This is a genomic window from Streptomyces saintjeani (assembly GCF_055409605.1).
The window spans coordinates 6,712,257-6,725,155 of sequence record NZ_CP189624.1; the positions used below are offsets into that span (position 1 = coordinate 6,712,257).

Sequence of the window (12,899 nt, forward strand, 5' to 3'; positions counted from 1 at the left end):
CGGATGCGTGACACCTGTCGATGGCCCACGATCGGAGAGATCCCTAGGTTCACGGTGACTTGGTGCTTTATGTCTGTGGAGGTGCCCGTGCTGGGTCCCGTGATTCTCGCCGCCTCGCGCAGCGACCGGATGCGCCGCCTGATCTCGGCGGCCCCGGTGACCAGGCAGGTCGTCGACCGCTTCATCCCCGGCGAGACGGTCGACGACGTCGTACCGATCGTCACCGACCTCACCGCGAAGGGCCTCGAACTCACCCTCGACGTCGTCGGCGAGGACATCACGACGCCCGAGCAGGCGACGGCCGCGCGCGACGCCTACCTCCAGCTCCTGGAGCGCCTCGGCGACCTCGGCCTCGGCGACCTCGGCCTCGGCGACCTCGGCCTCGGCGAGAAGGCGGAGGTCTCCGTCAAGCTCTCGATGTTCGGCCAGGCGCTCGGCAACGGCCATGAAACCGCTTACAGAAACGTTCGGCGGGTCGTCGAGGCCGCCGACGCGATCGGTACGACGGTGACGCTGGACGCCGAGGACCACACCACCCTGGACTCGATGTTCGCGATCCACACGGACCTGCGCCGCGACTTCCCCAAGACCGGCTGCGTCATCCAGGCGTACCTCTTCCGCACCGAGACCGACGCCCACCGCCTCGCCGCGAGCGGCAGCCGGGTCCGCCTGGTGAAGGGCGCGTACAAGGAGCCCGCCGAGGTCGCGTACCAGCAGAAACACGAGATCGACAAGGCGTACGTCCGCATCCTGCGCACCCTGATGGACGGCGACTGCTACCCCATGGTCGGCTCCCACGACCCCCGCCTGATCTCCATCGCCCAGGAACTCGCCCACCGCGCCCACCGCAAGCCGGACGAGTACGAGTTCCAGATGCTGTACGGCATCCGCGGCGACGAACACCTCCGGCTGGCGGCGGAGGGGCACCGGATGCGGGTGTACACGGCGTACGGGACGGACTGGTACGGCTACTTCATGCGGCGGTTGGCCGAGAAGCCGGCGAACCTGCGCTTCTTCGCACGCTCGACGTTGACCAAGCGATGACGTTGACCAAGCACTGACGTTGTTCGTCGTTCGACAAATGCCGATACCCACAAGGGAGTTGTCCATGGACGCTGTGACCCAGGTGCCCACCCCCGTCAACGAGCCGGTGCGCGGCTACGCCCCCGGCTCTCCCGAACGGGCCCGGCTGGAAGCCAAGTTGAAGGAGCTGGCCGAGAACCCGGTCGACCTGCCGTGCACGATCGGCGGCGAGAAGCGGCTCGGCGGCGGGGACGCCTTCGACGTCGTCCAGCCCCACAACCACCGTGCTGTCCTGGGCACTTACCGAAACGCCACCCAGCAGGACGCCCGCGACGCCATCGACGCGGCCCTCGCCGCCGCCCCCGCCTGGCGGGCGATGGCCTTCGACGACCGTGCCGCGATCATCCTGCGTGCCGCCGAACTCCTCGCCGGGCCCTGGCGGGAGACGATCGCCGCGTCGACGATGCTCGGCCAGTCGAAGACCGTGCAGCAGGCCGAGATCGACACGCCCTGCGAACTGGTCGACTTCTGGCGCTTCAACGTCCACTACGCCCGCCAGATCCTCGCCGAGCAGCCCCCGGCGAACTCCCCGGGCGTGTGGAACCGCCTCGACCACCGCCCCCTCGAAGGGTTCGTCTACGCGATCACCCCCTTCAACTTCACCGCGATCGCAGGGAACTTGCCGACCGCGCCCGCCCTGATGGGCAACGTCGTCGTGTGGAAGCCGTCCCCGACGCAGACCCACGCGGCCGTCCTGCTGATGCGGTTGCTGGAGGAGGCCGGTCTCCCCAAGGGCGTCATCAACCTCGTCACCGGCGACGGCATCGCCGTCTCCGAAGTCGCCCTGGAACACCGCGACTTGGCGGGCATCCACTTCACCGGCTCGACCAGGACCTTCCAGCACCTGTGGAAGACGGTCGGCGCCAACATCGAGAAGTACCGCGCCTACCCGCGCCTCGTCGGCGAGACCGGCGGCAAGGACTTCGTCGTCGCCCACCCCAGCGCCGACCGCGCGGTCCTCAGGACGGCGCTGACGCGCGGCGCGTTCGAGTACCAGGGCCAGAAGTGCAGCGCGACGTCCCGCGCGTACATCCCGGCGTCCATCTGGAACGACGGTTTCCGCGAGGAGTTCGCCGCCGAGGTCGACGGCATCACCATGGGCGACGTCACCGACCTGTCCCACTTCATCGGCGCGGTCATCGACGAGCGGGCCTTCGCCAAGAACAAGGCCGCGATCGACCGCGCGAAGACGGACCCGGCGTGCACGATCGTCGCGGGCGGCACGTACGACGACTCGGTGGGCTGGTTCGTCCGCCCGACGGTCGTCGAGTGCACCGACCCGGACAACGAGGTGTTCCGCACGGAGTACTTCGGCCCGTTCCTCGCGGTGCACGTGTACGAGGACGACGCGTACGACGCGATGCTGGACCAGATGGAGTCGGTCTCCGACTACGCGCTCACCGGCTCCGTCATCGCCGGTGACCGCGCTGCGGCGGCCCACACCATGGCCAAACTCCGGTACGCCGCCGGGAACTTCTACATCAACGACAAGTCCACCGGCGCGGTCGTCGGCCAGCAGCCCTTCGGCGGCGGGCGGGCCTCCGGTACCAACGACAAGGCCGGCGCCCCGCAGAACCTCACGCGCTGGACGCTGACCAGGGCCATCAAGGAGACGCTGGTCGCGCCGACGGACTACACGTATCCGCACATGGGATGAAAATCGACCCGGGGTGCGTGCTACCGTCACGCACCCCGGACCCCGACGGCACGCGTGGTGGACCAACTCTGCGGGAAGGCACACGAGATGAGCCCGGAGCCGGTGTCCACAGTCCTCTTCGACCTCGGTGACGTCCTCTTCCGCGACCCGTGGGAGACGCTCCTGCTCACCGAACGCACCGGCCTCGCGGACCGCTTGGGCCTCGACCGCACGCGAGTCGCCGAGACGGGCAGCAAGCTGTGGCACCGCTTCAGCCTGAGCGAGACCTCCGAGCAGGACTACTGGAAGGCCCTCTCCCGCCGCCTGGGCCAGCCCGTCTCCCCGTTCCTGATAAGGGAGTTGGAAGAGGAACTCCTCACCGCGAACCCGTCGGCCGAGACGATGCTGTCCGCCGCGGCACCGGGCCACCGCGTCGGCATCGTCTCCAACAACACGACGTTCTGGTACGCGAAACAGTCCGGCCGCCTGCGCCTGGACAAGTGGATCGACCCCGGCCTCGTGTTCCTGTCCTGCCGCGAGGGAGTCTCCAAAAGCACGCCGGGAGAGGGCCTGTTCGAGCGGGCGGCGGCCCACGTCGACCCGGCGACAACCCTGGTCGTCGAGGACCGCCCACGCAACGTCGCCCGCGCCGGGTCCGCCGGGTTCCGCACCCTGACGTACTCGTTCTCGGCCTCGTCCGGCGTGATCTCCCCGGACCTGCTGGACACCATCAGGGGAACCGCGTAATCGCAGGTCAGGGACGTGCCGTCTCAGATAGTAGGAAGTCCGAGTAACTGTGCAGACAACGGCGCTCCGGACCCGTAGCTTTGTAGGAGCCGAACGTCTCGCTCGACCAAGCGAAGGCGGATGCGAGCCGGGCCCTACGCAGCCACCCCTGCGGCTCGACGCTCCCCGCCCGACCGGCGTCTCGTCAACACTTCCCCTGGTGAAGAAGGAGCCGATCACCCATGGCCGAGACGACCGTCCGCCGCCGAGTCCGCCACGTGTCGCGTACCAGCGAGAACGACCGCAAGAACGCCGCAGCCGCGCTCCAGCGCGCCCTCGACCGCCGGGACAACGGCGGAGAGACCGGCCACTGAGTCACCGGGAGCCGCATCCTGGTCGACACGGGGTGTCCGTATCGCGGACGCCCCGTGTCACCCCCTGGGACCCGGGGCTAGGCTGCCGCCATGTCTCGCAGCATCGATCTCGCAGTGATCCCCGGTGACGGCATCGGCCAGGAAGTCGTGGCCGAAGGCCTCAAGGTCCTCTCCGCCGTCCTCCCCGAGGACGTGAAGCTGGAGACGACGGAGTACGACTTCGGCGCGAAGCGCTACCACGCGACCGGTGAGACCCTCACCGACGCCGACCTCGACTCCCTCAAGAACCACGACGCCATCCTGCTGGGCGCGATCGGCGACCCCGGTGTCCCCTCCGGCGTCCTGGAGCGCGGCTTCCTCCTGAAGCTCCGCTTCGCCTTCGACCACCACGTCAACCTGCGCCCCTCGAAGCTGCTCCCCGGCGTCGCCACCCCGCTCGCCGGCCAGCCGGAGATCGACTTCGTCGTCGTCCGCGAGGGCACGGAAGGCCCGTACACGGGCAACGGCGGCACGATCCGCAAGGGCACGCCCCACGAGGTCGCCACCGAGGTCTCCGTCAACACGGCGTACGGCGTCGAGCGCGTCGTCCGTGACGCGTTCGCCCGCGCGCAGGCCCGGCCCCGCAAGAAGCTCACGCTGGTCCACAAGAACAACGTGCTGACCTTCGCCGGGCACCTGTGGACGAACGTCTTCAACCAGGTGGCCACCGAGTTCCCCGAGGTCACCACCGACTACATCCACGTCGACGCGGCGACGATCTACCTCGTCACCGACCCCGCCCGCTTCGACGTCATCGTCACCGACAACCTCTTCGGCGACATCATCACCGACCTCGCGGCAGCCGTCTCCGGCGGCATCGGGGTCGCCGCCTCCGGGAACATCAACCCCTCGGGCGACTTCCCGTCGATGTTCGAGCCCGTCCACGGCTCGGCCCCCGACATCGCCGGCCAGGGCAAGGCCGACCCCACCGCCACGGTCCTCTCCGTCGCCCTCCTGCTGCGCCACCTCGGCTACGAGGCGGAGGCGGCCCGCGTCGAGGAGGCGGTGAGCGCCGACCTCACGGAGCGCGCCTCGCTGCCGTCCCGGTCCACCACCGAGATCGGTGACGCCCTCGTCGTACGCGTAGCCGGATAGGCCCGCGCTTCCGAAGCCGTCGGGTCGCACACCTCGCGCCCGGCGGCTTTCGCCATTCCTCCGCCGGGTGAAACCATTACCCCAGGCCGCGAACACCCCCTTCCTCCCGTGCCGTCGGCGTCCGCGCGATAATCGGACACGGAGCCGCGGAATACGGGAGTGCTGTACGACGGTGTGCGCGGCCGTCACTACAACCGGTGAAGGACAACCACTCATGACGACGCCCACGATCGAGCTCAAGCCGTCCGCCGGCCCGCTGGCCACCGCCGACCGCGAGGCCATCCTGAAGAACCCCGGCTTCGGCCGCCACTTCACCGACCACATGGTGACGATCCGCTGGACCGAGGGGCGCGGCTGGCACGACGGCCAGTTGGTCCCCTACGGCCCGCTCTCCATGGACCCGGCGACGACGGTCCTGCACTACGCGCAGGAGATCTTCGAGGGCCTCAAGGCGTACCGCCAGCCCGACGGCTCCGTCGCGATCTTCCGGCCGGAGAAGAACGCGAAGCGGTTCCAGGCGTCCGCGCACCGCCTCGGCATGCCCGAGCTGCCGGTCGAGACGTTCATCGAGGCGTGCGACGCGCTGGTCCGCCAGGACGAGGGCTGGGTCCCGGCGCACGGCGGCGAGGAATCCCTCTACCTGCGCCCCTTCATGATCGCCACGGAGGTCGGCCTCGGTGTCAAGCCGGCCAACGAGTACCTCTTCCTCGTCATCGCCTCCCCGGCCGGCGCGTACTTCCCCGGCGGCGTCAAGCCCGTCTCCATCTGGCTCTCCGAGGACCGCGTCCGCGCCGTCCCCGGCGGCATGGGCGACGCGAAGACCGGCGGCAACTACGCGGCGTCCCTCCTCGCCCAGGCCGAGGCCGCGGCCAAGGGCTGCGACCAGGTCTGCTACCTCGACGCGGTCGAGCACAAGTGGGTCGAGGAACTGGGCGGCATGAACCTGTACTTCGTCTACGGCGACAAGATCGTCACCCCCACCCTCACGGGCTCGATCCTGGAGGGCGTCACCCGGGACTCCCTCCTCCAGGTCGCCCAGGACCTCGGCTACGACTCCGAGGAGTCCCGCATCTCCATCGACCAGTGGCAGCAGGACACGGAGAACGGCACCCTCACAGAGGTCTTCGCCTGCGGCACGGCGGCGGTCATCACGCCGGTCGGCACGGTGAAGAGGCAGGGCAAGGAGTGGCAGCAGTCCGGCGGCGAACCGGGCGAGGTGACGCTGAAGCTGAGGGAGGCCCTGCTGAACATCCAGAGGGGAACGACGCAGGACAAGCACGCGTGGATGCACAAGATCGCAGACTGACGTCGTAAGTGGGCGGGTACCGGTTTTGTTTTTAGGGGCGCGGGGAACTGCGCGACCAGCCACAACGAACCCGCACCCGCCCACAGACCCCAACCAGGCAGACGAACCCGCGTTCAAAACCCCGCTCGCATACTGAGACACCCCCTGACCCCGCCCCGAACCCGTGTAAAACTGCCCTGTGCCCTCACTCCCCACGATTATTAGCATCAAGCGCGACGGTCCCGGCTGAACAAGCCGAACAGCGACCCGCGCAGACCTCTCGCACCCGCGAGGGGTCTTTTCGTTTTCCCGGCAGTATGCGACCCGCATTCGAGGAGCCCCCTGACCATGACCGACACCGACGACTCGTTCCACGTCTTCGACACCACCCTCCGAGACGGCGCCCAGCGCGAGGGCATCAACCTCACCGTCGCGGACAAGCTGGCCATCGCCCGCCACCTGGACGACTTCGGCGTCGGCTTCATCGAGGGCGGCTGGCCGGGCGCGAACCCGAGGGACACGGAGTTCTTCGCGAGGGCGCAGCAGGAGATCACGTTCCAGCACGCGCAGCTCGTCGCCTTCGGCGCAACCCGCCGAGCGAACGCGAAGGCGGCGGAGGACCCCCAGGTGAAGGCCCTCCTGGACTCCGGCGCCCCGGTGATCACCCTGGTCGCGAAGTCCCACGACCGCCACGTGGAACTCGCCCTGCGCACGACCCTGGACGAGAACCTGGAGATGGTGAGGGACACGGTGTCCCACCTCAAGGCCCAGGGCCGCCGCGTCTTCGTGGACTGCGAACACTTCTTCGACGGCTACCGCGCGAACCCGGAGTACGCGAAGTCGGTGGTCCGCGCCGCGAGCGACGCCGGCGCCGACGTCGTCATCCTCTGCGACACCAACGGCGGCATGCTCCCCGCCCAGATCCAGGCCGTCGTCACGACGGTCCTCGCGGACACCGGCGCCCGCCTCGGCATCCACGCCCAGGACGACACGGGCTGCGCGGTCGCCAACACCCTCGCGGCGGTGGACGCGGGAGCGACCCACGTCCAGTGCACGGCGAACGGCTACGGCGAGCGCGTGGGCAACGCGAACCTGTTCCCGGTCGTAGCGGCCCTGGAACTGAAGTACGGCAAGCAGGTCCTCCCCGAGGGCAAGCTCCGCGAGATGACCCGCATCTCCCACGCGATCGCCGAGGTCGTCAACCTCACCCCCTCCACGCACCAGCCGTACGTCGGCGTCTCCGCGTTCGCGCACAAGGCGGGCCTGCACGCCTCCGCGATCAAGGTCGACCCGGACCTGTACCAGCACACGGACCCGGCGCTGGTCGGCAACAGCATGCGCATGCTGGTCTCGGACATGGCGGGCCGCGCCTCGGTGGAGCTGAAGGGCAAGGAACTCGGCGTCGACCTCGGCGGCGACCGCGAGGTGGTCGGCCGGGTGGTGGCCCGCGTCAAGGAACGCGAACTTCAGGGCTACACGTACGAAGCGGCCGACGCCAGCTTCGAACTCCTCCTGCGCGCCGAGGTCAAGGGCAGCCCCCTGCGCTACTTCGAGGTCGAGTCCTGGCGCGCGATCGTCGAGGACCGCCCCGACGGCAGCCACGCGAACGAGGCGACGGTCAAGCTCTGGGCCAAGGGTGAGCGCATCGTCGCCACGGCGGAGGGAAACGGCCCGGTCAACGCCCTGGACCGAGCCCTGCGGGTAGCCCTGGAGAAGATCTACCCCCAGCTCGCCAAGCTGGACCTGGTCGACTACAAGGTCCGCATCCTGGAGGGCGTCCACGGCACCCAGTCGACGACCCGCGTCCTCATCTCCACGACGGACGGCTCCGGCGAATGGCAGACGGTAGGCGTGGCGGAGAACGTCATCGCCGCGTCCTGGCAGGCCCTGGAGGACGCGTACACATACGGCCTCCTGCGCGCGGCGGTCCCCCCGGCGGAGTAACTCCCAGGAGCCACGGCACACCCTTCGCCATCCGGCGTAACTCCCAGGGACTACGGCACACCCCGCGCTTTCCGGCGTAACTCCCAGGAGCTACAGCTCCACCCTCACCACCCGGCGTAACCCCCACGACCTACGACCACGGCACCACCCCCGCCACCCCGTGGACGCACCCGGCACACCCCCGCCGGGCCGCCGGAATCCCGGAGCGGACGACACCGCTCCCGCCCCGTCGACAACCGAAATGCCGCCCCAGGGAACACGCCGTAGCGTCGGTCGTATGAAGGTCAAAGGCGCCATCCTGCTGGGGCTGGCCCTGGCGGTTCTGGTCATCCTCCCGGCGACCGCCCCGCCCGCCCGCACGGCGACGACGGCCACGAGCCTGACGACGATCGCGGCGGCCCTCAGGCAGAGCCCGGTGTACGTGGACCCGGCGGCCCGCGACCAGCTCTCCGACCAGGACGAACGCGCCCTGGCGGACCGGATCGAGGACGCGGACAAGCCCCTGTTCGTCGTGGTGCTCCCGGCCGGCTATCCGACCGCGTCCCTGTTCCAGAACCTCCGCACGGCCACCGGGATCACGGGTCTGTACGCGATCCGCCTGGGCACGAGGTTCGACGCCAGGGCGGACTCCCGGGTCCTGCCGAAAACGGCGGTCGCCAACCTCGTACAGAGCGTGCGCGCGACGACCACGACCGGCACCCAGCTCACCGACTTCACGACCCGCGCCCTCACGAACATGAGGGGCAAGGCCCCTACGACCTGGGGTTCCCCGGACGGCACCGGCGTCTCGACGACCGCGCTGGTCACGGCGGGCGGCGTCCTCGCGGCGGCCGGCGCGGGCGCGTACGTCCTCGTACGCCGCACCAGGCGCCGCAAGGCGGCGGAACAGCGAGCCGCCCTGGACCGCCTGCGCGTCGTCGTGGACGAGGACATCACGGCCTTCGGCGAGGAACTCGACCGCCTCGACTTCCACCCGGCGGAGCGGGGCGCGGACGACGCGATGCGCGCCGACTACGAGCGCGCGCTGGACGCGTACGACACGGCGAAGTCGGCGATGGCGGCGGCGACGCGACCGGACGACGTCCGGGGCGTCACCCAGGCCCTGGAGGACGGCCGCTTCTCGCTGGCGCAGCTGGCCGCCCGCCGGGAGGGCCGCCCCCTCCCGGAACGCCGCCCGCCGTGCTTCTTCGACCCCCGCCACGGCCCGTCCGTCGCTGACGCCACCTGGACCCCACGGGGCGGCAGCCCCCGTGAGGTCCCGGTCTGCGCGGCGGACCGAACCCGTCTGGCGGACGGCCGCGACCCGGTGATCCGCGAGGTGGACAGCGACTACGGCCGTCGCCCGTACTGGGAGGCGGGCCCGGCGTACGGCCCCTGGGCGGGCGGCTACTTCGGCGGCGGCCTGCTTCCGGGTCTGCTGGTCGGCACGATGCTGGGCAGCCTGATGACGACCCCGTCGTACGCTTCGGACTTCGGTGGCTCGGGCCAACAGGGTTATGAAGGCGGTGACTTGTCCGGCGCGGACTTCAACCCCGGTGACTTCGGGGGCGGGTTCGGGGACGGCGGCGGGGGAGGGGACTTCGGCGGCGACTTCTGAGGCTCAACGGGACGGACCCGGCGCCGAGTTGCGGCACCGGGTCCGTACGACGACGGCGGGGCGGACGTCAGAGGGTCCGGGCCGCTGCCGCGATCGCGGAGGCGAAGGTCGAGACCTCGCTGTAGACGCCGGGCGCGTTCGGCTGGGCGCAGCCGTCGCCCCAGCTGACGATGCCGACCTGGATCCAGGCGTTGTTGGCGTCGCGGCGGAACATGGGGCCACCGGAGTCGCCCTGGCAGGTGTCGACACCGCCCGAGGCGTACCCGGCGCAGATCTCCTCGCTGGGGACGAGGCCGCTGTAGAGACCGCCGTACGCGCGGCAGGTCGCGTCGGAGATGAACGGCACGGTGGCCTTCAGCATGTAGCGCTGCTGCGCACCGCCCTCGACGGCCGCACCCCACCCGGCGACGGTGAACGTGCCCGTGTTGAACGTCGTGTTGGTGGCGATCGGCAGCGTCGCGAGGCCGGTGATCGGGGACGCGAGCTTGATCAGTGCCCAGTCCTTGCCGGTGCCGTTGTAGCCGGGCGCGCGGTAGACGTACGTCGAACGGACCTGCTGGCGGCCGGTGGTGGACTGGAGGTCCACGACACCCGCGGTCGCCGTGATGCTCGTGTTCGCGCCGGTGCCGTTCACGCAGTGCGCGGCGGTCAGCACGATCTGGGACGTGTACAGGGCGCCGCCGCAGCCCATGGAGAGGCGGACCATGAACGGGAACTCGCCCTGCGCGGCACGGGTTCCACCGACGACCGGCGCGGGGGCGGCGGTGGCCGTGGAGAGGGGCTGGAGGCTGACGACCGCGAGGGTGACGGCTGCGGCGGCCATACATCTCTTCGCGAGCGTGAGGAGCTTCTTCACCGTTGTTGTTGCCTTCCGTGAGGGGGGTATGGAGCTAGACGGACCTGCAACGGGTACCGATCCTGACGTGCCCATGCCAAATTGAGATGCCATGGGGAGTTCAACGGGTCGTCATGGGCGAGTCAGGATCTTCGGAGGATTATGAGAAAGCGGTAAAGGGTTGTGCAAGGGGTGTATTCAGGCCGGGCAGGGGAGTGATTCCGGCCAGGGGTGCCGGTGAGGATCACGAACCGCCCGCCAACTTCCGTACTTCGGCGGCCTGTTCGGACATCCCGCCCCGCTCGTAGGCGTCGGCGGCGGCCCCGAACGCGACCCGGGCCTCACCCTTGCGCCGCACTTTGCGCAGGGAGATGCCGAGGTTGAAGCCGGCGTCACCGACGACGCTCCACTCCTCGAACTTCGTGCCGAACTCGATCGCGGAACGGGCGGCGTCGATGGCCTCGTGGTACCGCTTCAGGTTGGTCAGGGCAGCGCTGAGCCCCAACCAGGCGACGCCCGCCTGGTGTTCGTCGCCGAGCAACTCGCTCCACTCAAGGGAACGGGTGAACGCCTGGACCGCCTCGACGCGTCGCCCCGACTCCCGGAGGATCAGCCCGATGAGCCCCCACGAGCCCGCTTTGCCACGCCAGTCGTTGAGTTCGGTGCTGATCCGCAGGGAACGCATGGCATGGGGCAACGCCTCGTCGGGCCGCCCCAGACTCCGCAGGGTCTGCGCCATGTTGTAGAGCGGTTCCGCCAACTGGTGCCGCATACCCAGCTCTTCGAATTCGGCGACGGCCAAGGAGAGTGTCTCGTACGCCTCTTCGGGCCGCCCGCAGTCACCGAGGGTCGCGGCGAGCTGGGCCCGCGCGAGGGCGGCGTACGACGGGTCGTCCAGCGCGAGGGTGTCCGCCAGTGCCCGCTCGCGCGCGTCGAGCGCTTCGTCGAGCCGCCCGAGCCGCAGCAGCGCCACCGCGATGCCGCTCCGCGCGTAGTACCGGCCTTCCAGGTTGCCGACGCGGTCACACAGCTCCAGCTCCTCCCGACAGGCGTCGAGCCCCTCCCCGAACCTGCGCAGATGGATCAGCGCGGTGCTGAGGGCGCCGAGCGCGACCGTCTCGTCGTAGCCGGCGCCGAGCCGGCGAGCGGTGTCGCGGGAGATCGTCGCCACGTCGAGCATGTCGTCGAAGGCGTGCCGGTTGCGCAGGTGATGAACGAGTGCGAGAGCCGTCTTCAGCGCGAGGACGGCCGTCTGCCGATCCTCGCTCCCGCACCACCGGACCGCGTTCAGCATCCCGAGCCGCTCGGTCTCGAACCAGCTCAGCGCCTCCTCGGGCCCGCCCGGGAACAGCTCCTGCGGCTGATCCGGCTTAGGGCGTCCGCCAGTAGGTCATCGGATCCGTGGGCTTCGAGGGCGGGTGCTCCAGCGGTAAAGGGTCCAGGCGCGTCGGACCAGGCAGCGGACCGTGATGACGGTGGCGGCCAGGGCGAGGAAGAACTCGACGGCCGCTCTCCGGCGTTCGGTGCAGCGCCGGAGCTTGCCGAAGTTGTTCATCCAGGAGTTCGTGCGCTCGACGACCCACCGGCCGCCGGTCTGGATCGGGGTCTTCGCGCCGCGTGGGGCGATGCGGGCGTCGATCCTCCGGTCGGCCAGGTCGTCGTGGACGATCCGGTAGTCGTAGCCGGCGTCCAAGGCGAGACGTGGATGCCCCGGCAGCGGTCCGAGGGCCTGTCCGAGGGCGGTGAAGCGGTCGAGGGTGGCGGGCAGCAGGGTGTGGTCGCCGGTGTTGGCCGGTGCCGGCCCGGTGACCAGGGGTATGCCGGTGCCGTCGGTCAACTGCGAGCGTTTCAGCCCGAGTTTGGCACGGTCGACCGGGCTCTTCCCGGCGCATTCACCGCCGGAGGGCGCCTTGGTGATGCAGCCGTCGGCGCTCAGGCGGTCGAGTTCGAGGCCGATCATGCGGTCGTAGGCGGCGAGCGCGAGCAGCCGCAGGCTCTCCATCACGCCGTCGGAGATCCACTCGTCGCGGCGTCGGCGCAAGGTGGTGGCCGAGCAGTGCTCGTCGGCGGCTCGTTCGTATCCGCAGCCGAAGACCAGGACCTGCACCAGCCGGTCGAAGACGACGGCGTCGCTGATCCGAGGATTGTGACAGCCCAGCGGGTGCCGGTCCTCGCGCACGGGCAGGAGCGCGAGGAACTGGTCACGGATCGGGTCGAGAATGCATGATGGGACGGCAGGCACGGATCCCCCGGTGATCATGAAGCGTAGAGAACTCCATGATCGG

At 69.8% G+C, this 12,899-nt stretch carries 11 protein-coding genes; 8 read left to right on the forward strand and 3 right to left on the reverse strand.

The genetic code is table 11. The features are described 5' to 3' along the window. Positions 1–87: 87 nt before the first annotated feature. From ACQCO7_RS30665 to ACQCO7_RS30700, 8 genes are all read left to right on the forward strand, one after another. Positions 88–1,044, forward strand: coding sequence for a proline dehydrogenase family protein (locus ACQCO7_RS30665; RefSeq protein WP_464074850.1), 957 nt, complete (start codon positions 88–90; stop codon positions 1,042–1,044). Between the two features lie 64 nt (positions 1,045–1,108). Next, entirely contained in the window at positions 1,109–2,740 is a 1,632-nt protein-coding gene (gene pruA / locus ACQCO7_RS30670; RefSeq protein ID WP_464074851.1) for an L-glutamate gamma-semialdehyde dehydrogenase, read from the forward strand. 102 nt (positions 2,741–2,842) lie between these two features. Beyond that, complete coding sequence (locus ACQCO7_RS30675; RefSeq protein WP_464074852.1) at positions 2,843–3,466, forward strand: HAD family hydrolase; 624 nt, start codon at positions 2,843–2,845, stop codon at positions 3,464–3,466. Between the two features lie 221 nt (positions 3,467–3,687). Next, on the forward strand, positions 3,688–3,819 hold the full coding sequence (locus ACQCO7_RS30680; RefSeq protein WP_010356915.1) for a hypothetical protein: 132 nt from the start codon (positions 3,688–3,690) through the stop codon (positions 3,817–3,819). A gap of 90 nt (positions 3,820–3,909) precedes the next feature. Continuing rightward, the gene (locus ACQCO7_RS30685) at positions 3,910–4,953 is read left to right on the forward strand and encodes a 3-isopropylmalate dehydrogenase (RefSeq protein WP_464074853.1); all 1,044 of its coding nucleotides are present in this window, start codon (positions 3,910–3,912) and stop codon (positions 4,951–4,953) included. A gap of 214 nt (positions 4,954–5,167) precedes the next feature. After that, positions 5,168–6,259 carry a branched-chain amino acid aminotransferase gene (locus tag ACQCO7_RS30690; protein WP_464074854.1) on the forward strand — a complete coding sequence of 364 codons (1,092 nt, stop codon included), beginning with the start codon at positions 5,168–5,170 and terminating at the stop codon, positions 6,257–6,259. 327 nt (positions 6,260–6,586) lie between these two features. Beyond that, on the forward strand, positions 6,587–8,182 hold the full coding sequence (gene cimA, locus ACQCO7_RS30695) for a citramalate synthase (protein ID WP_464074855.1): 1,596 nt from the start codon (positions 6,587–6,589) through the stop codon (positions 8,180–8,182). A 277-nt stretch (positions 8,183–8,459) separates the two neighbouring features. Then, a complete protein-coding gene (locus ACQCO7_RS30700) occupies positions 8,460–9,779 on the forward strand; it encodes a hypothetical protein (RefSeq protein ID WP_464074856.1) in 1,320 nt (439 codons plus the stop codon). A gap of 67 nt (positions 9,780–9,846) precedes the next feature. Here ACQCO7_RS30700 and ACQCO7_RS30705 read toward each other — a convergent pair whose 3' ends face one another. The 3 genes from ACQCO7_RS30705 to ACQCO7_RS30715 form a co-directional block, all read right to left on the reverse strand. Further along, entirely contained in the window at positions 9,847–10,635 is a 789-nt protein-coding gene (locus ACQCO7_RS30705; protein WP_464074857.1) for a S1 family peptidase, read from the reverse strand. Between the two features lie 223 nt (positions 10,636–10,858). After that, the gene (locus ACQCO7_RS30710; RefSeq protein ID WP_464074858.1) at positions 10,859–11,908 is read right to left on the reverse strand and encodes a tetratricopeptide repeat protein; all 1,050 of its coding nucleotides are present in this window, start codon (positions 11,906–11,908) and stop codon (positions 10,859–10,861) included. Between the two features lie 96 nt (positions 11,909–12,004). Continuing rightward, entirely contained in the window at positions 12,005–12,856 is an 852-nt protein-coding gene (locus ACQCO7_RS30715) for an IS5 family transposase (RefSeq protein ID WP_464077322.1), read from the reverse strand. Between the last annotated feature and the right edge of the window lie 43 nt (positions 12,857–12,899).